The sequence below is a fragment of the Photobacterium sp. J15 genome (genome assembly GCF_963870815.1).
In the GTDB taxonomy this organism is placed as follows: Bacteria; Pseudomonadota; Gammaproteobacteria; order Enterobacterales; family Vibrionaceae; genus Photobacterium; species Photobacterium marinum.
Window position 1 is genome coordinate 284,625 of record NZ_CAWMUI010000001.1, and the last position, 26,896, is coordinate 311,520.

At 49.0% G+C, this 26,896-nt stretch carries 20 protein-coding genes and 18 tRNA genes; 23 read left to right on the forward strand and 15 right to left on the reverse strand.

Annotation, left to right across the window (positions count from 1 at the left end):
• The first annotated feature begins 162 nt into the window (after positions 1-162).
• Both AACQ93_RS01355 and groL read left to right on the forward strand, forming a co-directional pair.
• Positions 163-459: a co-chaperone GroES gene (locus AACQ93_RS01355; RefSeq protein ID WP_064601666.1), complete on the forward strand. Its 297-nt coding sequence runs from the start codon at positions 163-165 to the stop codon at positions 457-459.
• Positions 460-500: 41 nt separating this feature from the next.
• Positions 501-2,138, forward strand: a complete 1,638-nt coding sequence (groL, locus tag AACQ93_RS01360) for a chaperonin GroEL (protein ID WP_064601667.1) — start codon at positions 501-503, stop codon at positions 2,136-2,138.
• Between the two features lie 844 nt (positions 2,139-2,982).
• Here the strand turns inward: groL and AACQ93_RS01365 are convergent.
• The 5 genes from AACQ93_RS01365 to epmB form a co-directional block, all read right to left on the reverse strand.
• Entirely contained in the window at positions 2,983-3,480 is a 498-nt protein-coding gene (locus AACQ93_RS01365; protein ID WP_064601668.1) for an MgtC/SapB family protein, read from the reverse strand.
• A gap of 100 nt (positions 3,481-3,580) precedes the next feature.
• Positions 3,581-4,486, reverse strand: coding sequence for a 30S ribosomal protein S6--L-glutamate ligase (gene rimK / locus AACQ93_RS01370; RefSeq protein ID WP_064601669.1), 906 nt, complete (start codon positions 4,484-4,486; stop codon positions 3,581-3,583).
• Positions 4,487-4,705: 219 nt separating this feature from the next.
• A complete protein-coding gene (alr, locus tag AACQ93_RS01375; RefSeq protein WP_084418890.1) occupies positions 4,706-5,920 on the reverse strand; it encodes an alanine racemase in 1,215 nt (404 codons plus the stop codon).
• Between the two features lie 43 nt (positions 5,921-5,963).
• Entirely contained in the window at positions 5,964-7,580 is a 1,617-nt protein-coding gene (locus AACQ93_RS01380; protein ID WP_064601670.1) for a methyl-accepting chemotaxis protein, read from the reverse strand.
• Between the two features lie 217 nt (positions 7,581-7,797).
• Entirely contained in the window at positions 7,798-8,820 is a 1,023-nt protein-coding gene (epmB, locus tag AACQ93_RS01385) for an EF-P beta-lysylation protein EpmB (RefSeq protein ID WP_064601671.1), read from the reverse strand.
• Between the two features lie 33 nt (positions 8,821-8,853).
• Here epmB and efp point away from each other — a divergent pair, with 33 nt between their 5' ends.
• Entirely contained in the window at positions 8,854-9,420 is a 567-nt protein-coding gene (gene efp / locus AACQ93_RS01390) for an elongation factor P (protein WP_007462997.1), read from the forward strand.
• A 171-nt stretch (positions 9,421-9,591) separates the two neighbouring features.
• Here efp and AACQ93_RS01395 read toward each other — a convergent pair whose 3' ends face one another.
• The 5 genes from AACQ93_RS01395 to frdA all read right to left on the reverse strand — a co-directional run bounded on the left by AACQ93_RS01395 (position 9,592) and on the right by frdA (position 14,487).
• Complete coding sequence (locus AACQ93_RS01395) at positions 9,592-11,001, reverse strand: hypothetical protein (protein ID WP_064601672.1); 1,410 nt, start codon at positions 10,999-11,001, stop codon at positions 9,592-9,594.
• 181 nt (positions 11,002-11,182) lie between these two features.
• The gene (gene frdD / locus AACQ93_RS01400) at positions 11,183-11,545 is read right to left on the reverse strand and encodes a fumarate reductase subunit FrdD (RefSeq protein WP_007463001.1); all 363 of its coding nucleotides are present in this window, start codon (positions 11,543-11,545) and stop codon (positions 11,183-11,185) included.
• 10 nt (positions 11,546-11,555) lie between these two features.
• Positions 11,556-11,939: a fumarate reductase subunit FrdC gene (frdC, locus tag AACQ93_RS01405; RefSeq protein ID WP_064601673.1), complete on the reverse strand. Its 384-nt coding sequence runs from the start codon at positions 11,937-11,939 to the stop codon at positions 11,556-11,558.
• 2 nt (positions 11,940-11,941) lie between these two features.
• Complete coding sequence (locus tag AACQ93_RS01410) at positions 11,942-12,682, reverse strand: succinate dehydrogenase/fumarate reductase iron-sulfur subunit (protein ID WP_007463004.1); 741 nt, start codon at positions 12,680-12,682, stop codon at positions 11,942-11,944.
• Positions 12,682-14,487 (reverse strand): fumarate reductase (quinol) flavoprotein subunit, encoded by a 1,806-nt coding sequence (gene frdA / locus AACQ93_RS01415; RefSeq protein ID WP_007463006.1) that lies wholly within the window; start codon positions 14,485-14,487, stop codon positions 12,682-12,684. The genes AACQ93_RS01410 and frdA overlap by 1 nt, the downstream gene beginning before the upstream one ends.
• A gap of 545 nt (positions 14,488-15,032) precedes the next feature.
• On the opposite strand from frdA, the gene epmA reads away from it, so the two are divergent.
• Positions 15,033-16,004, forward strand: coding sequence for an elongation factor P--(R)-beta-lysine ligase (gene epmA / locus AACQ93_RS01420; RefSeq protein WP_064601674.1), 972 nt, complete (start codon positions 15,033-15,035; stop codon positions 16,002-16,004).
• Positions 16,005-16,436: 432 nt separating this feature from the next.
• On the opposite strand, the gene AACQ93_RS01425 is transcribed toward epmA, so the two are convergent.
• The 4 genes from AACQ93_RS01425 to rsgA form a co-directional block, all read right to left on the reverse strand.
• Positions 16,437-18,320 carry a methyl-accepting chemotaxis protein gene (locus tag AACQ93_RS01425; RefSeq protein WP_064601676.1) on the reverse strand — a complete coding sequence of 628 codons (1,884 nt, stop codon included), beginning with the start codon at positions 18,318-18,320 and terminating at the stop codon, positions 16,437-16,439.
• A 210-nt stretch (positions 18,321-18,530) separates the two neighbouring features.
• Entirely contained in the window at positions 18,531-19,946 is a 1,416-nt protein-coding gene (locus AACQ93_RS01430) for an SLC13 family permease (RefSeq protein ID WP_064601678.1), read from the reverse strand.
• Between the two features lie 143 nt (positions 19,947-20,089).
• Complete coding sequence (gene asd / locus AACQ93_RS01435) at positions 20,090-20,971, reverse strand: archaetidylserine decarboxylase (RefSeq protein ID WP_007463016.1); 882 nt, start codon at positions 20,969-20,971, stop codon at positions 20,090-20,092.
• Positions 20,972-21,127: 156 nt separating this feature from the next.
• Positions 21,128-22,180: a small ribosomal subunit biogenesis GTPase RsgA gene (gene rsgA, locus AACQ93_RS01440; RefSeq protein WP_007463018.1), complete on the reverse strand. Its 1,053-nt coding sequence runs from the start codon at positions 22,178-22,180 to the stop codon at positions 21,128-21,130.
• Positions 22,181-22,313: 133 nt separating this feature from the next.
• Between rsgA and orn the strand changes: the two genes are divergently transcribed.
• The 19 genes from orn (at position 22,314) to AACQ93_RS01535 (ending at position 24,887) form a co-directional block, all read left to right on the forward strand.
• Positions 22,314-22,859 carry an oligoribonuclease gene (orn, locus tag AACQ93_RS01445; protein ID WP_064601679.1) on the forward strand — a complete coding sequence of 182 codons (546 nt, stop codon included), beginning with the start codon at positions 22,314-22,316 and terminating at the stop codon, positions 22,857-22,859.
• A gap of 128 nt (positions 22,860-22,987) precedes the next feature.
• Positions 22,988-23,064: transfer RNA gene (locus AACQ93_RS01450), tRNA-Met, on the forward strand.
• A 3-nt stretch (positions 23,065-23,067) separates the two neighbouring features.
• Positions 23,068-23,143 (forward strand) — tRNA-Gly (locus AACQ93_RS01455).
• A 41-nt stretch (positions 23,144-23,184) separates the two neighbouring features.
• A tRNA-Met gene (locus AACQ93_RS01460) sits at positions 23,185-23,261 on the forward strand.
• Between the two features lie 2 nt (positions 23,262-23,263).
• Positions 23,264-23,339: transfer RNA gene (locus AACQ93_RS01465), tRNA-Gly, on the forward strand.
• Positions 23,340-23,390: 51 nt separating this feature from the next.
• Positions 23,391-23,466 (forward strand) — tRNA-Gly (locus AACQ93_RS01470).
• 51 nt (positions 23,467-23,517) lie between these two features.
• A tRNA-Gly gene (locus AACQ93_RS01475) sits at positions 23,518-23,593 on the forward strand.
• Between the two features lie 51 nt (positions 23,594-23,644).
• Positions 23,645-23,720: transfer RNA gene (locus tag AACQ93_RS01480), tRNA-Gly, on the forward strand.
• 41 nt (positions 23,721-23,761) lie between these two features.
• Positions 23,762-23,838 (forward strand) — tRNA-Met (locus tag AACQ93_RS01485).
• Between the two features lie 3 nt (positions 23,839-23,841).
• A tRNA-Gly gene (locus tag AACQ93_RS01490) sits at positions 23,842-23,917 on the forward strand.
• A 51-nt stretch (positions 23,918-23,968) separates the two neighbouring features.
• Positions 23,969-24,044: transfer RNA gene (locus tag AACQ93_RS01495), tRNA-Gly, on the forward strand.
• A 51-nt stretch (positions 24,045-24,095) separates the two neighbouring features.
• A tRNA-Gly gene (locus AACQ93_RS01500) sits at positions 24,096-24,171 on the forward strand.
• A 51-nt stretch (positions 24,172-24,222) separates the two neighbouring features.
• Positions 24,223-24,298: transfer RNA gene (locus AACQ93_RS01505), tRNA-Gly, on the forward strand.
• 41 nt (positions 24,299-24,339) lie between these two features.
• A tRNA-Met gene (locus AACQ93_RS01510) sits at positions 24,340-24,416 on the forward strand.
• Between the two features lie 2 nt (positions 24,417-24,418).
• Positions 24,419-24,494, forward strand: a tRNA-Gly gene (locus tag AACQ93_RS01515).
• A 41-nt stretch (positions 24,495-24,535) separates the two neighbouring features.
• A tRNA-Met gene (locus AACQ93_RS01520) sits at positions 24,536-24,612 on the forward strand.
• Positions 24,613-24,614: 2 nt separating this feature from the next.
• Positions 24,615-24,690: transfer RNA gene (locus AACQ93_RS01525), tRNA-Gly, on the forward strand.
• A gap of 41 nt (positions 24,691-24,731) precedes the next feature.
• Positions 24,732-24,808 (forward strand) — tRNA-Met (locus AACQ93_RS01530).
• Between the two features lie 3 nt (positions 24,809-24,811).
• Positions 24,812-24,887: transfer RNA gene (locus AACQ93_RS01535), tRNA-Gly, on the forward strand.
• 853 nt (positions 24,888-25,740) lie between these two features.
• Here the strand turns inward: AACQ93_RS01535 and queG are convergent.
• A complete protein-coding gene (queG, locus tag AACQ93_RS01540) occupies positions 25,741-26,874 on the reverse strand; it encodes a tRNA epoxyqueuosine(34) reductase QueG (RefSeq protein WP_064601680.1) in 1,134 nt (377 codons plus the stop codon).
• Between the last annotated feature and the right edge of the window lie 22 nt (positions 26,875-26,896).

Consider the following 26,896-nt stretch of genomic DNA (forward strand, 5'->3'; position numbering starts at 1 on the left):
TGATCGGGCAAAAATTCTCGGTGAATTTTTTGAAAAAAATGTCGCCGGGGACTTGGGATTCGAAAAAACGTCCCAACATGTCTAGTTATCAGAAAAAGTAAGGGACACGAACCCTTACCTTTATTTATTGTATGGATTTTACCAAATCAGGAGAGACGACCGATGAACATTCGTCCTTTACATGACCGAGTTATCGTTGAGCGCCAAGAAGTTGAATCAAAATCTGCTGGCGGCATCGTTCTGACTGGTTCTGCAGCTGAAAAATCTACTCGCGGTACAGTACTGGCAGTAGGTAAAGGCCGCATTCTGGAAAACGGCTCAGTACAGCCGCTGGACGTTAAAGTTGGTGATACTGTGATCTTTGCTGAAGGCTACGACACTAGCACTAAGGCTGAAAAGATCAACGGTAAAGAAGTCCTGATCATGTCTGAAAACGACATCATGGCTATCGTTGAATAATCCGATCACTTCAAATTAAAAATTAAGAAAGGAAGACTGACATGGCTGCTAAAGACGTTAAATTTGGTAACGATGCACGAATCAAAATGCTGGAAGGTGTAAACGTTCTGGCTGACGCTGTAAAAGTAACACTGGGCCCTAAAGGCCGTAACGTAGTACTGGACAAATCTTTCGGTGCTCCGACTATCACTAAAGATGGTGTTTCTGTAGCGCGTGAAATCGAACTGGAAGACAAGTTCCAGAACATGGGCGCACAGATGGTTAAAGAAGTGGCGTCTCAGGCTAACGATGCTGCTGGTGACGGTACAACTACTGCAACAGTACTGGCTCAGGCTATCGTAAACGAAGGTCTGAAAGCAGTTGCTGCTGGCATGAACCCAATGGACCTGAAGCGCGGTATCGACAAAGCAGTTGTTGCTGCGGTTGAAGAACTGAAAGCACTGTCTGTTCCATGTGAAGACACTAAAGCTATCGCACAGGTTGGTACTATCTCTGCAAACTCTGATGCGACTGTAGGTAACATCATTGCAGAAGCAATGGAAAAAGTAGGCCGCGACGGTGTTATCACTGTTGAAGAAGGTCAGGCTCTGCAAGACGAGCTGGACGTAGTTGAAGGTATGCAGTTCGACCGCGGTTACCTGTCTCCATACTTCATCAACAACCAGGAAGCGGGTGCGGTTGATCTGGAAAACCCATTCATCCTGCTGATTGACAAGAAAGTATCTAACATCCGTGAACTGCTACCAGCTCTTGAGGCAGTAGCGAAAGCATCTCGCCCTCTTCTGATCATCGCTGAAGATGTTGAAGGCGAAGCACTGGCAACACTGGTTGTGAACAACATGCGCGGTATCGTGAAAGTAGCTGCTGTTAAAGCACCTGGTTTCGGTGACCGTCGTAAAGCAATGCTTCAGGACATCGCGGTACTGACTGCTGGTACTGTAATTTCTGAAGAAGTTGGCCTGGAGCTGGAAAAAGTTCAGCTTGAAGACATGGGTCAGGCGAAGCGTGTAACAATCACTAAAGAAAACACCACTATCATCGACGGTATTGGTGAAGAAGCGATGATTCAGGGCCGTGTAGCTCAGATCCGTCAGCAGATTGAAGAAGCGACTTCAGACTACGACAAAGAAAAACTTCAGGAGCGCGTTGCTAAACTGGCAGGCGGTGTTGCAGTAATCAAAGTTGGTGCAGCAACTGAAGTTGAAATGAAAGAGAAGAAAGACCGTGTAGAAGACGCACTTCACGCAACTCGCGCAGCCGTTGAAGAAGGTGTTGTCGCTGGTGGTGGTGTTGCTCTTATCCGCGCTGCTTCTAAGATTGTTGATCTGCAGGGTGACAACGAAGAGCAGAACGTAGGTATCCGCGTTGCTCTGCGTGCGATGGAAGCACCTATCCGTCAAATCACTCGAAACGCTGGTGATGAAGAATCTGTTGTTGCTAACAACGTTCGTGCAGGCGAAGCTAACTACGGTTACAACGCTGCTACTGGCGAGTACGGCGACATGATCGAGATGGGTATCCTTGACCCAACTAAAGTAACTCGTTCTGCTATCCAGTTCGCAGCATCTGTTGCTGGCCTGATGATCACTACAGAAGCGATGGTTACAGACCTGCCACAGAAAGACGCTCCTGCAATGCCTGATATGGGCGGCATGGGTGGTATGGGTGGCATGATGTAAGCTGACCCGTTCACTCATCCTTAGTCGGCTTTAAGAAGTCGATTAATGGATAACTGAACCACTCAAAGGCCGGGAGATTCTCCCGGCCTTTTTCTTTTGTTCTTCGTTTTTTGCTTTGTTATAAGCCACTTCATAATTTATTTTGCTGTATCTCGTCTCTCATAGTTCACTCTGAAAATTCCCCAAAAAGCTGTACGCCAATAAAAACACAATAAAAACAGAGTTTTATGCTTTACTTTGTCGTGCTAGTAACGTGGGTGTAAAAGGGCTCATCTTTTTGGTGTTCAGTAAGGGAAAAGCTGTACATTGTTGGTGCCCTCCTCGGAAATATCTTGTGCAGAGTTCACTAGGAAAAAATCCTGAAAAGCTGAACGTAAAAATAACCCAATAAAATCAGTATATTAAGTTTGATTGACGGCCTTTTAGATAGCGGCTGTAATGTTGCTCGCCTTTTCGCTGTCAAAGGAGTAAAAAGGTGTACGGAATTGCTTTAAGAAGGGTTAGATTTGAGATCTGACTTTATCAGGAAAAAAGCCGAGAAAGCTGCACATGTTTTTAATTGTTTAAAATCAGTATATTACGTACTTTTCTAAGGCTTTTGATTATGGTGGTCATTTTGCTCAGCGAAAAGCTGATTTTTATGCATGAAGCTGTACGCGTGAATGAGAAAGAATCGAATGAGTCGTTGTAAGCTTTTTGGAGAAAAAGCCGTAAAAGCTGAACAAAAAGTAATTCATTTAAAATCAGCAACTTACGCCGTGAGTTTTGGTTTTATTACTCAATGGTTATTTGTGTTCAGCTTTAAGGTGTATCTGTTGGTAAAAAGGTGTACCTATTTTGTTTTCTAATCGGCTGCTGATTGGTGGCGCTGCATTTTTTTCCGCTGGCGACGATCGGACCAATGGGCATGAACGCCTTTGCGTAAAAAGCGCAGGCTGTTTTCCAGCTTATCCACACCAAGCAAAACCGAGATAATGACGCCAGTCATCAATACCGCACTTTGGCCGTACCCGAGGCCAATGGTGACGCCAAGTGCTGCCAGCATCCAGACAACTGCTGCTGATGTTACGCCGTGGATCTGCCCATCCCGGTTCATCATAACGCCAGCACCAAGAAAGCCGATACCGGTAATGATCTGGGACATCACCCGTGCCAGGTCGGCATCGCTGGCCGATAATGTCTGGCCCAGAGTTATGAAGCAGTATGTTCCGACGATAATCAGGGTAGCGGTTCGTATGCCGACCGGTTTCCCCCGCAATTGGCGCTCAAAACCAATCATGGTGCCGCAAATGGCGCATTTCAGTAATGCTGGCCATGCAAAAGGCGCAATGTCAGGCAACATTGCAGTTGTCTCCTGTTCGTTAAGTCAGTGAAAAAAAGCAGCCTTCTGGCTGCTTTATGAAAGAGTGGCTAAGGCTCGTGTTTATTCTGTTTGGTTGTTTTTATTGATGCTGTAAGCGGTGACTTCGCTTTTTTCCGGCATGCTTTTCGATGTGTTCGACAATCATACCTGCAATATCTTTCCCGGTGGCGGTTTCAATGCCTTCCAGGCCCGGCGAGGAGTTCACCTCCATCACCAGCGGGCCGCGCTTGGAGCGCAGTAAATCAACCCCGGCCACACTCAAACCCATTGCTTTAGCTGCCGCTACGGCTGTCTTGCGCTCTTCCGGCGTAATACGGATCAGTGTTGCGCTACCGCCTCGGTGCAGATTGGAGCGGAATTCACCGTCTGCGGCCTGGCGTTTCATTGCGGCAATCACTTTGTCGCCGATAACAAAGCAGCGGATGTCGGCGCCACCGGCTTCTTCAATGAACTCCTGGACCATGATATTTGCTTTCAGCCCCATGAAAGCTTCGATAACGCTTTCGGCCGCTTTTTGTGTTTCGGCCAGCACGACACCGATCCCTTGGGTACCTTCAAGCAGCTTGATCACCAGTGGCGCACCGCCCACCATTTTGATCAGATCTGGCACATCGTCCGGCTTGCTGGCAAAGCCTGTGACTGGCATACCAATCCCTTTTCTGCTCAGCAGTTGCAGCGAACGAAGTTTGTCCCGAGAGCGGGATATTGCGATCGACTGGTTGACCGAAAAAACATCCATCATTTCAAACTGACGCAGTACCGAACAACCGTAAAACGTAATATCAGCACCGATGCGAGGAATAATCGCATCAAACCCGGTCAGCTCTTCACCTTCAAAATGGATGGAAGGTTTTACCGAGTTAATGTTCATATAACATCGCAGAGCGTTGATAATCACCGCTTGGTGTCCGCGTTGCTCAATGGCTTCGCGTAGACGGCGGGTGGAGTACAGGTTTTCGTTTTGGGAAAGGATGCCAATTTTCATCGCGCTACTCGTAAAAAATAAAGTGAAAAGGTTATAAGAGAGAAGTTTGGCTGCCTTCTCTGCTTACCGATTTGGAGCGCGACTATGCGCTTAATCAGGTGGAAAAGCGAGCAAATTGGCGATGATATTTTTTTATCGTCAGGATGGAAAAAATTGCTGGAACGGCGGGTAGAAAAAAGGCCAGCATGAGGCTGGCCTTGGCTATCTTTGCGTTTGTGATTAACGGTAAACGCGTGGGTTAGTTGCACCCCAGATAGTGTAGTGTTCAGGCAGAATGCGACCGCTCTTCTCTTCAGTCTCTTCACCTGTGATTTTTTCAGAACCCTGCTGGCCGAATACAACTACTTCGTCGTTAGCCTGTACGCCAACGATGTCAGTTACGTCAACCATGGTTGTGTTCATTGACGCCATGCCCATTACGCGAGCACGCTGGCCGTTGATCAGAACGTCTGCTTTGTTGCTCAGTGAACGAGCGAAGCCGTCAGAGTAGCCGATTGGCAGGTTAGCCAGTACAGAGTCGCGCTCAAGTACTTTGGTGCTGCCGTAACCGATAGTGCTGCCTGCTGGGAAGTGGTGCAGAGAAGCGATGCGAGTTTTGAAAGAAACGATGCGCTTGTATGGTGCAGTTGCTGGGTAGTCACCGTACAGCATGCCGCCTGGGCGAACCATATCCAGGTGCGCTTCAGGAAGGTTCAGCGTGATGTAAGAGTTAGCAACGTGCAGAGTGATATCTTTACGCTTCAGACCAGCGCTGTCCATCAGCCACTTAGTTTCAACTTTAAAACGCTCAACTTTGCGCTTGATTTCGTCAAGGCCTTCGTTCGGGAAGTGCGTCATCATACCCACGATTTCCAGGTTTGGAGCGCTGGCGATTTCTACACCTTCAACCTGACCTTCATAAGTAGTCAGATCCAGGCCGTTACGACCCATGCCTGATGTGTTTAGTGCCAGGTGAACAGGAATCGTTGTGTCGTTTTCCATTGCGATGTCGATGATTTGATCAGCCTGCATCTTAGTACCGATCAGCTCTTCGATTTTGTAATCCAGACCGCCTTCGATTTCGTTCTTGCTAGCAGCACGAACACGCATTACTTTACCTTCGTAACCGTGCTCACGAACAAGGCGTGCTTCTTCGTTACTGGTGATACCAACGCATGGTACGTTATTAGCGATGATGGTTGGCATCAGGCCAGCAATACCATTACCGTAAGCGTCCGCTTTCATAATGGCACAGATTTTAGTGTTACCCTTCAGATCCTTCTGTAGTAGCTGGATGTTGTCAGAAAATGCCTGAGTATCAATTTCCAGCCATGCGTTGCTTGACTGAATGCGCTCTTCGCGGTGTTCGTCGTTAAAATCTACCAGCAGAGGTGCTGCTTGAGCGGCTGTTTGGCCCATAAGTGCCAGTGCTACCAGGCTAAGTTTCAGTTTCAAAGGATATCTCCTGTTATGAGTTATTGCTTCTTGTTGGTTGAAGTTAAAGTGTAAAAAGATGCACAACGTCGCGTAGCGCGGTTGCCCGGCGCTTCAGCTCTTCAACCCCTTGTTGTGCATCCTGAGTTGATAGTCGGTTTTCATCTGCGCTGCTGCTCAGTGCGGCAACGTTGGATGACAGGTGCTCTGAGGCACAGGCTTGTTCTTTTACCGACTCGGTAATTTCTTCCATTCCTTCCGTTACCGAGGTGATTTCGGTGCGGAAGCTGTTCAGCGATTCATTGGCCTGATCGGCGTGCTGAACACAGTTATCGACCTGTTCAACGGCTTGCTGCATGGTTTCGGTTGCTGAACCGGTATCGCTCTGTACGGTATTGATCATGGAGCCAATCTCGACAGTGGCTTTAGCGGTACGCTCTGACAGTTGACGTACTTCGTCGGCAACCACGGCAAAACCACGGCCCTGTTCACCGGCACGTGCTGCTTCGATGGCGGCATTAAGTGCCAGCAGGTTGGTCTGATCGGCGATGTCTTTGATCACTTCAACAATGGAGTTGATCTCACCGGCGCGACTGTCGAGCAGCTGTAGCTTTTCGGCCACTGAGTTGGTTTCTTTTTGAACACTCTGCATGCCGTTAACCGCGTCGTTGATGGCGGCGACGGTGTTTTGCGTGTGTTCTTCAAAATGGTTCATCTTCTGGTTGGCATTGCCAACGACTTCCGAGATGCTCTGGCTGCTGGTTGCCAGCTCTTCAATTGCTGTCGCGCTGTTACCGACATTCTCGGCCTGTTCTATTGAGCGGTCGGTAACGGCCTGCACCAGATGATCAAGCTGGGTCGTGATTGCGGCTACGCTTTCGGTTGACTGGCTGACTTCAAGCAGGCGTTCACGCAGTGCTGCCATAAAGGTGTTGAAGGCATTCGCCATTGCACCGATTTCATCTTTGCTGGTTACCGCAACACGCTGGTTCAGGTTCCAGTCGCCGTTGGCGATATTCAGCAGCACTTTGTTCAGAGCATTCACTGGCCGAACAAGACGGTTGGCAAATACCTGGGCACCGATAAGGGCCAGTGCTAGCACGATAGCGGCGGTCAGGCATACTTGCTTTAACTCACTGCTTAGCATGGCATCAACAGCATTAAGCGAGATATCGACACCAACCACATACAGCTCACCCTGGTGGTTGCGGAACGGCACAAAAATAGAGCGGTAGCGGCCAAATTCGCCCTGGTATTCCTCGAATTGTATTTGTTCTGTGAGGAATGCCTCGCGAAGCATCTTCGGCACAATTTTGTACTCTTCCAGATACCAGTTCTGGTAGCGTCCGGAGCGCCTTTCATCCTCGGTTTGGTTGATGTAGGTGTAATACACTCGTCCGTTTTTCATTACGGTGGTGTAGGCCCAGTCCAGTTTGGATGCCGTGGTGAAATCGGTTAAATCACGCGAGATTTGGTCGTAATCACTGTTGTTTTTGTCGAGATGGTTGTGTCGTTCATCACCGACAATTTTTTTGGTGGCGTACGCTGCGGTTGCCAGTTCCGAGTCCAGTCTGTTGAGGGTCGACTCCTCAAGTGTCTGGTAGGAGAAACTCGATAACACCAAAATAATTGAGAGTGACAGCACTGCAAAGCAGGCTGATAGTTTGGTCTTGAGATTCATGTTGTGTTTGTCTTCTCGAGAGTGTGACTCTTATTCCATATATATATGTTGCTTATGAAAGGAGCGGCGAAAAATACACGGAACTTAAGTGAAGACGAACTGTTCGTTGCTTTTTTCCGCAAGTTCTCGAAAAAAAGTTTTTTGCAAGGAATAATGGGTAAGATTTTGTGTCTGTGGTGACACAAAATCTTTTGTATATTAAGAGGAAAGGTGAGGTTTATTCGAGATGGAGGTCAAGTGGTGTCTTGCTGCGGCGACCGCCGATTTCTCGGGTCAGTTGCGGTACCATATAACCGGATACGTTTTCCATCAGCCCCTTCATTAGCTGGCGGGCACGGTCGTCACCCACCATAAAGTGAGCCGCTCCCTGAACTTTATCAAGTACATGAAGGTAGTACGGCAGGATACCAGCATCGAACAGGGCTTCGCTTAGCTGTGTAAGAGCGCCGACCGAGTCATTCACACCTTTAAGTAATACGCCCTGGTTGAGCAGGGTAACACCGGCCTGCTTTAGCTTGCTCATTGCCTGGCGAAGGTCACCATTTACTTCATTGGCATGGTTGAGATGCGTAACCAGCACCACTTGCAGGCGGGTTTGTTGTAGTAGTTCGCACAATTCATCGGTGATCCTTGATGGCAGTACCACAGGCAGGCGAGTGTGGATCCGCAGTCGCTTGATATGCGGGATTTGGGCTATATTCTCTACCAGCCACTGCAATTCATGATCTTTGGCCATCAGCGGGTCACCGCCGGAGAAGATCACTTCATTGATTTCAGGCTGGCCGGCGACATAGTCCAGAGCCGTCTGCCATTGACGTTTGCCGCCTTTGTTTTCCTGATAAGGGAAGTGACGGCGGAAACAGTAGCGGCAGTTGACGGCGCAGCCACCCTTGACGATCAGCAAAACCCGGTTTTTGTACTTGTGTAGCAAGCCGGGAATGGCGTTGTCCTGTTCTTCCAGCGGATCGAGTGAGTAGCCTTTATGTACTTCATATTCTTCTTCCAGCGGGAGCACTTGGCGCAACAATGGATCGTAGGGGTTGCCAACTTCCATTCTTTCGACAAAGCTCATAGGAACACGCAGCGCAAATAATTTCCGGGCTCCCAGCCCTTTTTCCCACGGCGCAGGATCAATTTTCAGGGTTTTGAGCAGTTGATAAGGGTCTGATATCGCATTCGCAAGCTCATTAAGCCAGTTTTGCTCAACAGTTGCGGCGTTTCGGGTTATTATGTGCGGCATTAAATACAACTCGAAGATGTTAAGAGGATAGAAATGGCGTCTTTCAGCACCAATGAATTCCGCGGCGGAATGAAAATTATGCTTGATAATGAACCATGTGTCATTATCGAAAACGAATTTGTTAAGCCAGGTAAAGGCCAGGCGTTCAACCGTGTGAAAATCCGTAAACTGCTTTCTGGTAAAGTTCTTGAGAAGACTTTCAAATCTGGTGAAACAGTTGAAGCTGCAGACGTAATCGACACCGATCTTGATTACCTGTACAACGACGGTGAATTCTACCACTTCATGAACAATGAAACTTTCGAGCAGATCGCGGCAGACCTGAAAGCTGTTGGTGACAATGCGAAATGGCTGGTAGAAAACGATAGCTGTACGCTAACACTGTGGAACGGCAACCCAATCGCAGTGACACCACCAAACTTCGTTGAGCTTGAAGTAACTGAAACTGATCCAGGCCTTAAAGGCGATACTCAGGGTACTGGTGGTAAGCCGGCAACTCTGTCTACTGGTGCAGTTGTACGTGTTCCTCTGTTCATCCAGATTGGCGAAGTGATCAAAGTTGACACCCGCTCTGGTGAATACGTAAGCCGCGTGAAGTAATCCCCGGCTATTGCTGAAAAAGGTCGCTCAGGCGGCCTTTTTTGTTGCCTGATATCCTAGGAATTGATTGTTGATGGCCTCTTTAGTGAAAGGCTATTGACGGTATTTTCTGCCGAAATCAAGAAGCCTGGTCATCATGACCAGGCTTCTTTTTATAGAGGAATAATGAGGTTAGTTGTTTGGGTAACCTGGGAACGTTGCCTTGAAGTCATTTCGGGCAGGGAAATACTTATCCAAGAATTTCACCATATCAGGATCATTGGTTGTCAGGTCTGCATATGTTGATGACTTTGACTCTGAAGCTGCGAAGTTCTTGTTGTTGATGTCGTAATAGGCGTAGAGCGCATAAGCCAGATATTCCTGATCGTAGGATTCTGCATCCAGATCCGCTTCTGCAATCGTTGAAACTTTGCCGTTTGGATAATAGTTACCGGAGCGAATGGCTTTTTCGTTCAATGTATCCAATTCTTTTTGCATAGCGGCCCATTGTGAGGTCGGGTGAGCTATTGCGTAGTTCATAATGCCGTAGTCGTGAACAAAATGAAGAATCTCTTCAAATGCGGCATCGCGCTTATTCGCTAAGTAGTCTTTGTCATGATCTGTATCGGTCGTGGTGGTTTCTGTCGAGAACAGATCCTGGAAGCGATAGTTTTCTTCCATGAAATCACCGGCACGATCACTCCAGTCCTCGTCGTAGAAAAATGCCATCGTGGCATTGCTGTCAGAAATAGCCTTGGTAATTTCAGCCGGTAAGTGATTGAGGTAATAAACCATGATTTTTTTTACATGGGCAACTTTGGCTTCTGAGTTTTGTTGGGCTTTGTCTTCAATAAGAAGCGGGATCTTATAGCCATGAACCTCGATACAGGTTTTATGTTTGATACCGTTGCGGTTTAGCTCGCCGGTTGTATCGGTAATGATAGTGCAATTGCCATTCGATACTTTCTGGTATTGATTGGTACTGTTGTCCGGGGCTGTCGGAAGGAACTGAATTCCGTTACTCAGTGTATCGGCGACACGTACATATAAGTTCATTGGTCGCATATTATCTATGCTGAACTTACTTCCTTCGTTGTTATCGACAAAATCACGATCGATTTTTGCCGATGTTATCTTTCCCCACAATTTTACGTTGTTCGGGTCATTTTCGATTTTAGCGATAGCAAGCTCTGCCGGGACTTTGGTGGAGGTAAAGTTTTCGTAATAGACGTTATAGTTGGTCAGTTGATACTTTTTCCCTTCAGCTGTTGTTGCTGTCACATCGAAACTGAATTCGGCATCAGAAAACGTTTTGTAGTTCCGTTTTGTTATTCCATTAACCTGAGCGAAAAAGCCGTTTTTCATCAGCTCGTTACTGAACACGGTGGCATCTACATTGAAGTGGCTATCTGACAGGGGCTTGATGGATTTAATGCCAAAGTCGATTTTGTAGTTATTCCCCAGCTTTAACACCTCATTGGGTTTTGAGGCATCAATTGCCTGCGCTGATGTTGAGTTCGAAGTTGAGCTTGATGTGTCTTCACTACACCCGGTTAGTGTAGCGGCCAAAATTGAAGCCAGAAGAATGACTTTATTGTTCATATGGGTAACCCGGACAAAATGTTCAACGAAAATTGAATGTTGCGAGGCCCAATTGTATAGAGCGGGATAGCCGTTGGGTGTAATGGCGTGTAATAGCGTGTAAGTGATGAAATTGATGTGAAGAAAACAAAAGAGCGGCACCACCGAAGTGATGCCGCTCTTGTTGAATCGTATTTTCTCTTTAAATCATAAAGACGAAAATAACAGCCAGCGCAGATACCAGGAAGGCAGTTGCGTAGCAGGCAACTTTACCCGCTGTACCTGTGTGGAATTTCAGGTCGTGCATACCGTGGTGAACACGGTGCATTGCATGCCACATTGGTAGTGCCAGAGTGGCGATAGTGAACAGGCCACCGATGATGCTGGTTACGAAACCAGATACACGCTCATAGCTCATTGCCTCGGCATCAATCATGCCAAGCGGAACCATGATGCCCAGTACCAGCACGGTTACAGGTGTCAGCATGGCAAACCAAGTACCGCCAGCACCGAACAGACCCCACCATACCGGCTCGTCAGAACGTTTAGGATTCAGGTTAATCATGGGGCTCTCCTTAAACCAGTACCAGAACGAACAGTGTAATTGCTGCTACTGCAGCCCACTGACCCAGAACAATGATTTTCTTGTCCAGCGTTTTGCCTTTGATGCGGATTGGCATCACCTGAGGCATCATGCTGAAGAAAGTCTGTGCGTGGAACAGGCTACCAGCCAGTGCCAGGATGTTCAGGATTAGCACGACAGGGTTCGCCATGAAATCCAGCCAGCTTTGCCACGCTTCAGGACCTTTCACCAGGCAGCCAAGACCGAAAGTCAGGCAGATGGTGAAGAAAATCAGTGGTAGTACAGTTGCTTCACGAACCATGTAGAAGCGGTAGAAAGGATGATCCTTCCACCAGGTACGCTTCATTTCGCGAACGTAAGGTTTACGGTTGCTCATCCTTATGCCTCCTGAGGTTTCAACATGGCAATAACGAAATCTTTAGAAGATTCAACTTTGCCTTGGTTAACCGCTGCTGCCGGGTCTACGCTCTTCGGACAAACTTCAGAACAGTAACCTACGAACGTACAGCCCCATGCACCGTTTTCGCCGTTGATCAGCTTCATACGCTCATCAGCACCGTTGTCACGGCTGTCCAGGTTGTAACGGTGAGCCAGGGTCAGCGCTGCCGGGCCAATGAACTCTGGGTTCAGACCGAACTGAGGACAAGCTGCATAGCACAGGCCACAGTTGATACAGGCTGAGAACTGCTTGTAGCGCGCCATTTGCTCTGGAGTCTGGTTGTTCGGGCCATCTTCCGGAGTGCGGTCATTACCGATGATGTATGGCTTGATTGCTTCCAGACGCTCGATGAACGGAGTCATATCAACAATCAGGTCTTTTTCGATTGCGAAGTTCGCCAGTGGCTCGATCTTCAGGCCGTTCTGGTAGTCACGCAGGAAAGTCTTACAAGCCAGTTTCGGCACGTTGTTGACCATCATGCCGCAAGAACCACAGATTGCCATACGGCAAGACCAGCGGTAGGCCAGATCTTTGTCCAGGTTATCTTTGATGTAACCCAGTGCGTCCAGTACAGACATGGTTTCGTTAAACGGTACTTCGAAAGTTTCGAAGTATGGTTCTGCGTCCTTGGCCGGGTCATAACGCAGAATTTCTACTTTTTGGATGCGGTTGCCTGACATTATGCCTGCTCCTCTTTCTGCTCTGCTGCTTCTTTCGCTGCTGCCTCTTCTGCCGCTGCACCGTACAGACGGGCTTTAGGCTGAGACTTGGTGATAGTCACGTCGCTGTATTCGATGCGAGGTGCTTTGTCACCGTTGTAGTAGGCCAGCGTATGCTTCAGGAAGTTCTCGTCATCACGCTCTGTGCAACCTTCGTCAAGACGCTGGTGTGCACCACGGGATTCACGACGCTGAATTGCAGAGTGAGCCATCGCTTCCGCGACTTCCAGGCCGTAGCCAACTTCGATTGCGTATAGCAGATCGGTGTTGAATACTTTGCCTTTGTCTTTGATGCTGATCTTCTTGTAACGCTCGCGAAGCTCGGCCAGCTTCTCAATAGTAGCCTGCATCAGATCTTCCTGGCGGTAGATACCACAGCCTGCTTCCATGGATTGGCCCATTTCAGTACGGATGTCAGCCCAGTTTTCGTCACCTTCTTGAGCCATCAGGGTATCGATGCGAGCCTGAACGTCTTTGATTTGTGCTGCGATGACGTCTTCGTTCCAGCCTTTGAATTCTTCAGCACGCTTCGCTGCACCTTCACCGGCAACGCGGCCGAATACAACTAGCTCAGCCAGAGAGTTAGAACCCAGACGGTTAGCACCGTGCAGACCAACAGATGAACATTCACCTACAGCGAACAGACCCTTGATGCGGGTTTCGTTGTGGTTGTCAGTCTCAATACCACCCATGGTGTAGTGAACAGTTGGACGGATAGGGATAGGCTCTTTCGCCGGGTCAACGTTAACGTACGCTTTCGCCAGCTCACAGATGAACGGCAGACGCTCGTGTAGGTACTCTTCACCCAAGTGGCGAAGGTCAAGGTGCACTACGTCACCCAGAGGGTGCTTGATAGTGTTGCCTTTCTGCTGTTCGTGCCAGAAAGCCTGAGAAACTTTGTCGCGAGGACCCAGTTCCATGTATTTGTTCTTTGGCTGGCCAACTGGAGTTTCCGGGCCCATGCCGTAGTCTTGCAGGTAACGGTAGCCGTTCTTGTTGACAATGATACCGCCTTCACCACGACAACCTTCGGTCATCAGGATACCAGTGCCTGGCAGACCTGTTGGGTGATACTGAACGAACTCCATATCACGCAGTGGCACGCCGTGACGGAAAGCCATCGCCATACCGTCGCCGGTTACGATACCGCCGTTAGTGTTGCAGTGGTAAACACGACCTGCGCCACCTGTTGCAAGAACAACAGACTTCGCTTTGATGCAAACCAGTTCACCTTCGGACATGTGGATAGCAATCAGACCCTGAACCTCGCCTTCGTCAACCAGCAGGTCAACAACGAAGTATTCGTCGAAGCGTTTGATCTGATCGTACTTGATAGAAGTCTGGAATAGAGTGTGAAGCATGTGGAAGCCGGTTTTATCCGCTGCGAACCACGTACGTTCAACCTTCATACCGCCGAAACGACGAACGTTAACGTCGCCGTTTTCCTTACGGCTCCATGGACAACCCCACTGCTCCAGCTGAGTCATCTCGCGAGTCGCATTTTCTACGAAATATTCAACAACGTCCTGTTCACACAGCCAGTCACCACCGCCAACAGTATCGTTGAAGTGGTTATCCAGGCTATCTTCATCCTTGATTACGGCAGCGGAACCACCCTCAGCCGCTACGGTGTGAGAGCGCATTGGGTAAACTTTAGAAATCAGTGCAATTTCCAAGTCTGGGTTTGCTTCTGCTGCAGCGATGGCAGCACGCAGGCCTGCACCACCTGCGCCGATTACAGCGATATCTGTGGTAATAGTCTTCACAGCTATCCTCCGAAGGTAAGACGATAAAATTTAAAAAAGTACGCTAAAGCGTACTTATCCTTGAAATCCTGAGGTCATTCTATGAAACAAAATCGGCAGAAAATTTGATTTAGACGCAGCTTTTTTATGGAAATAGCCCAAAAGTATAAGATGATTACAAAAACTGTGATTATTGTCACAAGCTGCAATGTTTTATGGTTGTTAAATTACCGTTTTATTTTGTGTGAATTGTTTCTGGCTCATTAAGGGTGTGTTTCGTGCTTTTGTTCTAACTCCTTAATTTAAAAAAGGAACCGAATGGTGATAAGGGTTGCATAACCAATTAATGTTGGTTTTATGTCTGTTTGGTGTTTGTAATGTTGCTTTATTGTGTTTCTGTGGTGATCTAATTTGTGGTTGGTGTTTACCTTTTGAAAGTGTGCCTATTCATAATTAGTCACATGTATGCATCGGTGAGAGTATTGGTATGTAATCTGGCTGCTGCTTAAAGGGGAGTTTGGTAAACTGGGCGACAAAATAATCACTCGTATATTAAGAAGTGCTCTATGACTTTTCATTGGCAACCTACCGCCTCAATTGAACAGCTGAAACAGCGTGCGGCGACTATCGCCACCATTCGTGATTTCTTTGCTCGTCGTAAGGTAATGGAAGTGGATACACCTGCGATGAGCCAGGCAACAGTGACAGATATCCATCTTCATACTTTTCAGACTCAGTTTGTCGGGCCAGGTTTTGCGGATGGTCAGATGTTGTATCTGATGACCAGCCCTGAGTTCCATATGAAGCGGTTGTTGTCAGCCGGTAGTGGCCCCATCTACCAGATCTGTAAGTCATTCCGTAATGAAGAGTCAGGCAGGTATCATAATCCTGAATTTACCATGTTGGAGTGGTATCGCCCGGGCTTTGATCATCATCAGCTGATGGATGAAATGGATGAGTTGCTGCAGTTAGTTCTGGGCTGTCAGGCTGCCGAACGCATGACTTACCAGCAGGCGTTTATCCGTGTCCTTGGTGTGTGTCCGCTGGAAGGTAGTATGGATGAGCTGAAAGCTGCTGCCGGCTCTCTGGGGCTGTCTGATATTGCTGAGCCGGAAGAAGACCGCGATACCTTGTTGCAACTGTTGTTCAGTGTCGGGGTAGAGCCGAAAATCGGCCAGCAGGTGCCGGCATTTGTTTATGATTTCCCTGCTTCGCAGGCAGCTCTGGCGCAGATCAACCCGGATGATCTTCGGGTAGCTGAGCGTTTTGAGGTCTATTTTAAAGGCATTGAATTGGCTAATGGTTTCCATGAACTGGCTGATGGCGATGAGCAACTGGCTCGTTTTGAAGATGATAATGGTAAGCGCCTGAAGATGGGGCTGGCACCTCAGCCGATTGATCATCACCTAGTGGAGGCATTGCGTGCTGGTTTCCCGGATTGTGCCGGGGTTGCGTTGGGCATTGATCGTTTGATCATGCTGGCGCAGGGATTGGATCATATTGATCAGGTGACGGCGTTTCCGATCGATATTGCCTGATTTCCGATCTTACTTATCAAGCAGATATAAAAAACGCGGCAATTGCCGCGTTTTTTATTGTCAGCCATGTGTTCGAGTGGCCATGCGGCCAAAGGGTGTTCGATCTTACCTGTTGGTGTTTTCCGTACCTGAGCCATTAAGTACGGATAGACTTTCCTATGACAGCTTCTACGTAAATGTGAAAAGCCAGAAAGCCGGGGAACAGCCAGTAGTGCATCGACAGGCGGCAAGTTAGGATTTCAAGGCGTCTTATCGAAGCGGAACAAACTATAAGCAATACAAGCTCTAAATGCAAATAGTTATCACTTGTAACTGTACCCAAAAGAGGCTGGTAAGATGTCTAGTGTATTTTTATTTGGGTATCAGGCATGGAATACATATAAGAAAACAGCCGCCAGATGGCGGCTGTTGACTTGATTTAAACGCAGCGTTTTAAACTTTAAAGCGCTCGACATCCCGGCGCATGGTCTCTGCTGAGTTGTTCATTTCGAGGCTGCTCTGGCTGACCTGGGCTGTCTGTTCTGCCAGGTGATCCGAGGCTTCTTTGATTGCCTGGGTATTACGGCTGATATCTTCGCTGACCGCACGCTGTTCTTCTGCGGCGCTGGCGATATGGGTTGCCATATCTGATATCTCTGTAATTGATTGGGTGATTTGCGTCAGGCTGTCATTGGCAGCTTCTGCATATCCCACGCTCTGCTCAGCCAGCTCATTACTGGTTTGCATGCTATCAACTGCTTGCTGGGTGTTTTGCTGCAGGGTTTCAATCATGCTGCGGATTTCTTCCGTAGAATCATGCGTACGTTGACTCAGTACCCGGACTTCGTCGGCAACCACGGCAAAGCCGCGGCCTTGTTCACCTGCACGGGCTGCCTCAATGGCGGCGTTCAGTGCCAGCAGGTTGGTCTGCTCAGCGATGCCCTGAATCGTTGACAGGATCTGATTGATACCTTGGGCATTGTTTTCCAGCTCGTGGATAACATTCGCGGCATCCTGGACCTGATTTGCCAGTGAGGTAATAGCATCACGGTTCTGACCGATCACTTCCTGACCTTGATCACAAGCAGCGGTTGAAGCCTGAGCGGCAGAGGCGGTCATTTCCGCATGATTGGCAACTTCACCGGAAGTGGCTGACATTTCGTGGATTGCTGTTGCAATCTGGTTGACGTCGTTTTGCTGATCGGCAACACGAGCTGAAGCCTGACTGCTTTGCTGAGCTGAGCGCTCAGCATGCTGGCTTAAGGTTCCTGAATGGTTGACGACACCTTTGATCATGGTCTGTAACTGGGCCAGGAAGCGGTTCATGTTTTCTGCCAGCTCACCAATTTCGTCCATACGCTTGATTTCAATACGCTGGGTCAAATCACCACTGCCCTGAGCAAGTTGGCTGACCGACTGGTTCAGCACTGTCAGTGGGCGCAGCAGGTTGTTGATTATGAAGGTCGCTACGGCGGCAATGACGATATACAGCAGAACAGAAGCAAATAGGACAAACTTCACCTGCTCGCCGATAGAGGCATAGGCCAAGTCTTTGTCTTCAACCAGCGCCAGGGTCCAGTCAGTGCCCGGAACCGGTGTCGCGTAGATAAGTTTCTCCCGGCTGTCGCCATCGAACTCAATGGTGTGGATAGCTTGTTCGCTCTGAAGCTGGCTGAACAGAGCTGGTGTCAGTTCACCGTCAAGCTCAGTGATTGGCTTCTGACTCAGCTTTTCGTCTCGGTAAGCCACGATGTTGTTGTTACCGTCGATCAGCAGTGCAAAGCCGTTGTTATCCAGCTTGAGGTTCAGGATTTGGTCGATGATGTGGGTAACGGTCAAATCGGCAGCCAGAACCCCACGCTTGCGACCATCAAAGGCTTTAGCAAAGCTCACTACAATACTGCCGTCAAAGTCCTGATACGGTTCAGTCAACACCAGATTACCGGCGCTGATGGCATCTTTGTACCAAGGGCGGGTACGGGGATCGTAGTCACTTGGCCAGTCTTCCGTTTTATCGCCGTAAGCGATGCTGCCATCGGCAAAACCGGCATAAACAGACAGGAACTGACCGGCGCGTTTGGTCAGCAGGAGTTCACGATCCACATTGGGTTCGTTGGCGATCAGCGATTCATTCGCTAGCATCATCTCGCTGCGGGTTTTGAGCCAGTCAGTAATATAGCGGCTGGTGGCCTCGCTGATATTTTGCATCTGGCTGCTGATTTCTGAGGTGGTTTCCTGTTTTAACTGGTTGATGGATATCCAAGCCTGAACTGCGCTGACAGAGGCAATAATTACTGCTATTGCGATCTGTATTTTGAGTTTGATCGTGTATTTCATCGAGGTTCTCGCGTTCTACCGTATTGTTGTTGTTATCGGCATGATGATTAAAGATTAGGTATGAACTGCTTAATTTATCGGCAGTGAGTGGTTAATCATTAGCGATATTGGTTGGGAAAAGTGTGACCTTGCTACCAAATGGGGAGAAAGGCCACATTCGGAAAATTCCGCAGAGGTATCCCTTACCTCTGCGGAAGTGGTTGGTCGGAATCAGGTTAGTATCATGGCACCGATATACAGCACAATCAGGCCCACAATACCGATAATGACTCCGGCTTTGGCCATATCTTTGCTTTCGATAAGACCGGTGGAATAAGCCAGTGAGTTAGGTGGCGTTGATACCGGTAGGATCATGCCCAGCGATGCTGAGAAGGCGACCACAATTAACACGCCTTGCAGGCCTCCCAGTGAAGCCAGGCTTTCCATTGAGGCAGCAACGGCAGCAGCAATTGGCATCAACAGGTTGGCGGTGGCGGTATTCGACATGAAGTTTGCCATCAGCCAGCAGATCAGCGACAGGGTCAGAACCACGGCGACCGGCGACAGGCTGTTGTAGTCGATCGCATGGGCTAGGGCTGCTGCCAGGCCGGTTTTATCCAGGCCCAGGCCGATAGCGATACCACCGGCAACCAGCCAGAGTACATCCCAGTTGATCAGTTTCAGCTCTTCTTTACCCATGATCCCGGTTAGGGTGAATACCGCCAATGGGATGATGGAGACAACATAGGTATTCATACCGTGCAGGGCGGTGGTCATCCACAGAATGATGGTCAGGGCGAAGGTGACATAGACCACCATGGCCTGCCATCCGGTCTGGAATGAACCGTCAAGTTTGAGGTGCATCTGATTCTGAGTCGAGGGAAACAGTTTTTGTAGCAGCCACCAGGCAAATGCCAGCTGAAGGACGACAAATGGCAGACCAAATACCATCCAGCCCAGGAAGCTGATACTGTGTTCGCCGGTCAGGTATTGCAGCGCAATGGCATTCGGTGGCGTACCGATAGGCGTGGCAATACCACCGGTATTGGCGGCAATCGGAATACATAGCACCAGTGCTTTGATGCCGGTATCACCTTTAGGTACAGAAGCTACGATCGGGGCCAGAAGGGCCAGCATCATGACTGTGGTGGCGGTATTGGACATAAACATTGAGAACACCGCAGTGATCAGCATCAGCCCCAGCATGATGAACCTGGGTTGGGTGCCGAACGGTTTGAGCAGGACTCGGGCCAGGTTGTTATCCAGTTCATATTTGGAAGCGGCAATCGCTAGGGCAAAACCACCCATAAACAGGATGATAATAGGTGATGAAAAGGCGCCGAAGATATCTGTGTACTTGAGCATCTCACCTAAATCATGTCCGCTTGGCGGGCTGCGGAACAGGTGCAGCCCTTTATCGGAGATCATGATGAGCTCGAGGGCAATGATTAAGATGGAAGTAGCGAAAACAGGAACAGGTTCAAGGACCCAGAGAAGAGCGGCGAGAGCAAAGATGGTAAGCAGCCGGTGTTGGATAAGTGTCAGCCCCTCTATCGGTATGATGTCGATGGGGAGCATCAAAATACCGAGCGGGATCCCGAAAGCGATCAGCAGCTTAAAAAGCTGAGCAATGGATATCTTCTTCATAGTATGTCGTATGTCGGTTTGCTTGTAGTTATAGACTATTCATCAGCATACTATTTGAGCGGCGAAAATTTCCTCGGTATGGTCAATTTTTTTTATCAAAAAAGGGGCTGAAACAGCCCCTTTTATTCAAAAATGTTAAGTGGTTACGCTTCTGCATCACCCGGTTGTTTCAGCTCTGCATATGGCTGGCCCATGCGGGTTGGCTGATCCGGTTTCATGTCTTCAACGAAGCGGATGGCCTCTTTCGGGAACAGGTTGATTACTGTTGATCCCAGCTTGAAGCGGCCCATTTCTTCGCCTTTCTTCAAGACAACTGCCTGATCACCTTCAGCCGGGTAGTTCCAGCGGCGGACTTCCGGTCCGGTTGGCGGTGTTACTGTACCAGCCCATACCGTTTCGATGCTGCCGACGATCGTTGCGCCAACCAGTACCTGAGCAACAGGGCCATGCGCCGTATCAAAGATACATACCACACGTTCGTTGCGGGCAAACAGGTTCGGAACGTTCTTTGCTGTCAGCGGGTTAACCGAGAACAGATCGCCCGGGATATAGATCATCTGGCGCAGGGTGCCGTCACATGGCATGTGAACACGGTGATAGTCACGTGGCGACAGGTAAAGGGTCGCAAAATCACCGTCTTTGAATTCTTCAGCCAGTTCTTCATCACCGCCCAATAGCTCAACGGCGTCAAAGTAGTGGCCTTTAGCCTGGAACAGGCGGCCTTCTTTGATCGGGCCAAGCTGGCTGACGCAGGCATCTGCCGGGTGGGAAATGATATTGGCATCGTCGTTGATTGGACGAGCGCCGTCTTTCAGCTCGCGGACAAAGAAATCATTAAAGGTCGCATACGCCGCAGGATCCGGGTTGCGAGCTTCAGCCATATCAACTTTGTAGCGGCCGATGAACCAGCGAATAACGGCTGTGGTCAGCATGCCGGCTTTAAGTGAAGCGAGTTTGCCTGCCAGACGGGTCAGGGCATGTTTCGGCGCGCAGTACTGCAGACCGATTTTGAGATTATCGTGCACGGTATGTTTTCCAGAAAGTCTCAACTAATCAACAACTTGGTCACTCTTATAACATTCCAAGAATAACCCGAACAAATAATAATACCTAAATTAGTGAGGAAAGTCAGTGGTTGGTGGTGGGAGGAGTCCTCCCCTTAGTATAGGGGAGGCTCGAGATTATTCGGGCTTGTTGCGGGAAAACTGACGGTTAGCGACGTTTTCTGACATGCTCTCGATGATCCTGTGATAGCTCTCGTAGCGTTCCTGGCTGATTTTGCCTTCTTCGACGGCTTCGCGGATCAGACAGCCGGGATCGTTGCCGTGCTTACAGTCTCGGAATTTGCAGCCGCCAAGGTATTCACGGAACTCAACAAAAGCTTCAGTAACCTGTTCTGGTTCCAGATGCCAGAGGCCGAATTCACGTACTCCGGGAGAGTCGATCAGGTCACCACCTTCAGGGAAGTGGTACAGGCGAGCTGCTGTGGTCGTGTGCTGACCAAGGCCTGAGTTTTCTGATACATCACCGATTTCGGCGTCTACTTCCGGCATCAGTGCATTGACCATACTGGATTTACCCACACCAGACTGGCCAGCAAAGATAGTAACGTGATCTTTGAGATCTTCTTTCAGTTGATCCATTCCTTCGCCGGTATCGGTACTGACAAAGCGAAGTTGGTAACCGATATCCTGATAGAGCGACAGCGTCTGTTCAACCTGTTGACGGTTTTCATCATCCAGTAAATCAACTTTATTGAGAACAATCAGTGGTTCAATACCAACTGTTTCCGCAGCAATCAGATAACGGTCAATGATGTTGAGTGACAGCTCGGGAACAACGGCCGATACGATAATGATTCGGTTGACGTTCGCGGCAACGGCTTTAACGCCATCGTAGTAGTCCGGGCGGGTTAGCATGGATTCACGTTCGTGCACGGCTTCCACCACACCTGCGATCCCCTGCAGGGCTTCAACACCGGGGCGCCAGACGACACGGTCACCGGATACCAGGCTCTGGATGCTTCGGCGCAGGTTGCAGCGGTGGATGATGCCTGTTTCCGGATCTTCGACATCGGCATGTTGGCCGAAGCGGGTGATCACCAGGCCCTCACGGGCGGACTCCAGCAGGGCTTCATCCCACTGTACGTCATCTTTATCACGACGTAGTCGTTTGTTTTGGTTAGAGCGCACTCGGCGGCTCTGACCTTTAGTCAGCTTTTTCTTTTTTGCCACAAGAATATCGTTCAGTTTGGTTGGCTTACGGTAATATATCCACTGGATTAATTATCTGGGCCTATTGGGATTCAGATAATGATTCCGTTTGGTATTATCATACATGGTTTACTCACAAAATAGGCAATATCCAATGACAATCAGCGATCAGAACTTAATTTGGATCGATCTGGAGATGACCGGTTTGGATCCGGAAACTCACCAAATTATTGAAATTGCAACCATAGTGACGGATGCACAGCTAAATATTCTGGCTGAAGGTCCGGTGCTGGCAATTCATCAGCCGGAAGCTGAATTGGCAAAAATGGATGAATGGTGCACGACAACCCATACCAATAGCGGATTGGTTGAGCGGATTCGACAGAGCAATATTGATGAAGAAGAAGCTGTTCGCCAGACGATCGCTTTCCTGGAGCAGTGGGTACCGAAAGGCGCATCGCCAATCTGTGGTAATAGTATCGGCCAGGATCGCCGTTTTCTATACAAGCATATGCCTGAGCTGGAGCAGTACTTCCACTATCGCTATCTGGATGTCAGTACGTTGAAAGAGCTTACCCGTCGCTGGAAACCAGAGCTTTTATCTGGCTTCAATAAGAAGGGCAGCCATTTGGCGCTGGATGATATTCGTGATTCGATCGCTGAATTACGCTACTATCGTGAACATATCTTCAATATTTGATTGTAAAATAAGCGTTTGCAGGAAAATTTGCGGTTTTTGTTTTTGGAACTATTGCATCCGTAAATTTTCCTCGTATAATGCGCAGCCTCGAAGGCAGTTATCCTTTTAACTGTTTTTGCTAATACGGACGCGGGGTGGAGCAGCTTGGTAGCTCGTCGGGCTCATAACCCGAAGGTCGTCGGTTCAAATCCGGCCCCCGCAACCAAATGCGACACTAGCTCAGTTGGTAGAGCGCAACCTTGCCAAGGTTGAGGTCACGAGTTCGAACCTCGTGTGTCGCTCCAATTTAAGCTGTCATCGGGCTTTATCGGTGAAACAATACGGACGCGGGGTGGAGCAGCTTGGTAGCTCGTCGGGCTCATAACCCGAAGGTCGTCGGTTCAAATCCGGCCCCCGCAACCAATGCGACACTAGCTCAGCTGGTAGAGCGCAACCTTGCCAAGGTTGAGGTCACGAGTTCGAACCTCGTGTGTCGCTCCAATTTGATAGGTTATGGCTACGGCGGTAACCGGAAGGTGAAAGACTTCCTATGCGACACTAGCTCAGCTGGTAGAGCGCAACCTTGCCAAGGTTGAGGTCACGAGTTCGAACCTCGTGTGTCGCTCCAATTTGATAGGTTATGGCTTCGGCGGTAACCGGAAGATGAAAGACTTCCCATGCGACACTAGCTCAGCTGGTAGAGCGCAACCTTGCCAAGGTTGAGGTCACGAGTTCGAACCTCGTGTGTCGCTCCAATTTGATAGGTTATGGCTACGGCGGTAACCGGAAGGTGAAAGACTTCCTATGCGACACTAGCTCAGCTGGTAGAGCGCAACCTTGCCAAGGTTGAGGTCACGAGTTCGAACCTCGTGTGTCGCTCCAATTTAAGCTGTCATCGGGCTTTATCGGTGAAACAATACGGACGCGGGGTGGAGCAGTATGGTAGCTCGTCGGGCTCATAACCCGAAGGTCGTCGGTTCAAATCCGGCCCCCGCAACCAAATGCGACACTAGCTCAGCTGGTAGAGCGCAACCTTGCCAAGGTTGAGGTCACGAGTTCGAACCTCGTGTGTCGCTCCAATTTGATAGGTTATGGCTTCGGCGGTAACCGGAAGATGAAAGACTTCCCATGCGACACTAGCTCAGCTGGTAGAGCGCAACCTTGCCAAGGTTGAGGTCACGAGTTCGAACCTCGTGTGTCGCTCCAATTTGATAGGTTATGGCTTCGGCGGTAACCGGAAGGTGAAAGACTTCCCATGCGACACTAGCTCAGCTGGTAGAGCGCAACCTTGCCAAGGTTGAGGTCACGAGTTCGAACCTCGTGTGTCGCTCCAATTTGATAGGTTATGGCTTCGGCGGTAACCGGAAGGTGAAAGACTTCCCATGCGACACTAGCTCAGCTGGTAGAGCGCAACCTTGCCAAGGTTGAGGTCACGAGTTCGAACCTCGTGTGTCGCTCCAATTTAAGCTGTCATCGGGCTTTATCGGTGAAACAATACGGACGCGGGGTGGAGCAGCTTGGTAGCTCGTCGGGCTCATAACCCGAAGGTCGTCGGTTCAAATCCGGCCCCCGCAACCAATGCGACACTAGCTCAGCTGGTAGAGCGCAACCTTGCCAAGGTTGAGGTCACGAGTTCGAACCTCGTGTGTCGCTCCAATTTAAGCTGTCATCGGGCTTTATCGGTGAAACAATACGGACGCGGGGTGGAGCAGCTTGGTAGCTCGTCGGGCTCATAACCCGAAGGTCGTCGGTTCAAATCCGGCCCCCGCAACCAATGCGACACTAGCTCAGCTGGTAGAGCGCAACCTTGCCAAGGTTGAGGTCACGAGTTCGAACCTCGTGTGTCGCTCCAATTTAAGCTGTCATCGGGCTTTATCGGTGAAACAATACGGACGCGGGGTGGAGCAGCTTGGTAGCTCGTCGGGCTCATAACCCGAAGGTCGTCGGTTCAAATCCGGCCCCCGCAACCAAATGCGACACTAGCTCAGCTGGTAGAGCGCAACCTTGCCAAGGTTGAGGTCACGAGTTCGAACCTCGTGTGTCGCTCCAATTTCTTCCGTCATCGTTTGTTAACGGTGAAACTACTACTGTGAAGTATTAGTCCTAATGTAGCATTCCTGAGTTATTCGACAATCGATAGCTTTGTGTGTTACCTCAAGTTTCATAGCTTCGGCTACTGGAAACCGTAAGAAGCAACCGCTTCGAATACAACATCAATCATCTGATACTGAGTCTGCCTTATGGGCTGGCTTTTTTGTCTTAGCTGAACTTGGTGCTCTGTAGCCAATACCATAGCGTATTGGTGTCAAGTGACGACACATGCTCTTTAATCAAGTTGATACTGCAAGCCATGCCTTATCGGCGGCCATAAAGGCGGTCTTAAAAGATCTGTGTATCGTATCTTCTCTTCATTATTCAGGTTAAATGCTTTATTCAAGAGCGACTGCTTTTGAGGTTTTTCACCTGTTATCTGGATGAATTCCATTGTTAGTACACAGACTTATCCACACATCATAAACTGTGGGTAAGTCGGTTGATTACGTGTGCCGATGCCGTGTGAATAACTCTTCGGTTTGCAGCCAAACGATTAAACTCCTCATAATTCCACTAAAAATATCAACAGCTCAAAGCCTTGATATATATGGCTTTTGTTGTTTTTATCCATAGTTTATATACAGCGCGATCAATATGGTGCTTCTTGGGATAACTGTTTTGATTAGCTACCCACAGGGCTGTGTTTAATATTTTGAACAAGGTTAATATTTGGCTGGTATGAAAATGTTTTCCACATTTTCCACTTAGCAGGATGACGCTCTCATTTTGTAGCGGAATACAAAATGGAGTACTTCTGAGCTGGCGTAATGATGCAGGCCGTTCGGCAGTCGATTCTTTTTAGGATATGTTATGCGTCACGCGGAAGTCCCTTTTCCACAATTCGCACTAATCGTTTAGTTTTGGCCGGCAAAACGTCAATGACATTTGCTTTGCGCTTTTCCTCTTGCTTACAGATTGCCCAGTGAAGGTGTACATCAAGTAGCTCATTTTCTCCGAGGCGTGCTTGTAGGGCGGCCAGAATATCGTCCTGATAAGGGGCATTGCCCATGGCAATAGTCAGGTTACGTAACCACTGGATATGACCAATACGGCGAATTGCAGAGCCTTCAGTGTTTTTTAGAAACTCTTTTTCGGTCCATTGGAATAATTCATGCAGTGGTGGTTGGTCCAGGCTATCCCTGCAATGGTAATCGGCTTCATCGGTAATGTCTGAGAAGCGGTTAAACGGGCATACCAGCTGACAGTCATCACAACCGTATATTCGGCTACCGATTGGTTCGCGAAATTCTTCCGGGATAATGCCGTCATATTCAATGGTTAGGTATGAAATGCAGCGTCTGGCATCAATGACACCTTCTTCAATGATGGCCCCGGTCGGGCAGCTGGTTATGCAGGCCACACATTTCCCACATTGATTGTCAGCCGGTGTATCAACCGGTAAAGGTAAATCGACCAGTAGTTCACCAAGAAAAAACCATGACCCGGCTTCTTTATTGAGTATCAGGGAGTTTTTACCTGTCCAACCTAATCCGGCTTTTTGTGCCAGCGGTCGTTCCAGTATTGGAGCTGAATCGACAAAAGGGCGGTAACCGAACTGGCCGGCTTCCTGTTCAATTAATTGACCAAGGCGCTTAAGGCGGTTGCGGATCAGCTTATGATAGTCGCGGCCAAGCGAATAGCGGCTGATATAGGCGGTATCCGGATTGTTGAGGCTTTGGGCAAAGCCGGCCTCCGGCGGTAAGTAATTCATCCTTACACTGATCACCCGGATAGTGCCGGGCAGTAGCTCTGCCGGGCGGGCTCGCATCATACCGTGGCGAGCCATCCAGTCCATGTCTCCGTGATAGCCTGCATCAAGCCAGCGCTGAAGTTGGGCTTCATGCTGTTGAAGATCAGTGTCGCTGATCCCCACCTGTTGAAAACCAAGCTCTTTACCCCATTGTTTTATCTTATGGGCTAGTTCGCTGTAGTCGATGCTCATAGGTTTGATTCACAGTATGGCT

Excerpts from the sequence above, each read along its gene's own strand:
- AACQ93_RS01355 (WP_064601666.1), top strand. The coding sequence starts at position 163 with ATGAACATTCGTCCTTTACATGACCGAGTTATCGTTGAGCGCCAAGAA.
- groL (WP_064601667.1), top strand. The coding sequence starts at position 501 with ATGGCTGCTAAAGACGTTAAATTTGGTAACGATGCACGAATCAAAATG.
- AACQ93_RS01365 (WP_064601668.1), bottom strand. The coding sequence starts at position 3,480 with ATGTTGCCTGACATTGCGCCTTTTGCATGGCCAGCATTACTGAAATGC.
- rimK (WP_064601669.1), bottom strand. The coding sequence starts at position 4,486 with ATGAAAATTGGCATCCTTTCCCAAAACGAAAACCTGTACTCCACCCGC.
- AACQ93_RS01380 (WP_064601670.1), bottom strand. The coding sequence starts at position 7,580 with ATGAATCTCAAGACCAAACTATCAGCCTGCTTTGCAGTGCTGTCACTC.
- epmB (WP_064601671.1), bottom strand. The coding sequence starts at position 8,820 with ATGCCGCACATAATAACCCGAAACGCCGCAACTGTTGAGCAAAACTGG.
- efp (WP_007462997.1), top strand. The coding sequence starts at position 8,854 with ATGGCGTCTTTCAGCACCAATGAATTCCGCGGCGGAATGAAAATTATG.
- AACQ93_RS01395 (WP_064601672.1), bottom strand. The coding sequence starts at position 11,001 with ATGAACAATAAAGTCATTCTTCTGGCTTCAATTTTGGCCGCTACACTA.
- frdD (WP_007463001.1), bottom strand. The coding sequence starts at position 11,545 with ATGATTAACCTGAATCCTAAACGTTCTGACGAGCCGGTATGGTGGGGT.
- frdC (WP_064601673.1), bottom strand. The coding sequence starts at position 11,939 with ATGAGCAACCGTAAACCTTACGTTCGCGAAATGAAGCGTACCTGGTGG.
- AACQ93_RS01410 (WP_007463004.1), bottom strand. The coding sequence starts at position 12,682 with ATGTCAGGCAACCGCATCCAAAAAGTAGAAATTCTGCGTTATGACCCG.
- epmA (WP_064601674.1), top strand. The coding sequence starts at position 15,033 with ATGACTTTTCATTGGCAACCTACCGCCTCAATTGAACAGCTGAAACAG.
- AACQ93_RS01425 (WP_064601676.1), bottom strand. The coding sequence starts at position 18,320 with ATGAAATACACGATCAAACTCAAAATACAGATCGCAATAGCAGTAATT.
- AACQ93_RS01430 (WP_064601678.1), bottom strand. The coding sequence starts at position 19,946 with ATGAAGAAGATATCCATTGCTCAGCTTTTTAAGCTGCTGATCGCTTTC.
- orn (WP_064601679.1), top strand. The coding sequence starts at position 22,314 with ATGACAATCAGCGATCAGAACTTAATTTGGATCGATCTGGAGATGACC.
- queG (WP_064601680.1), bottom strand. The coding sequence starts at position 26,874 with ATGAGCATCGACTACAGCGAACTAGCCCATAAGATAAAACAATGGGGT.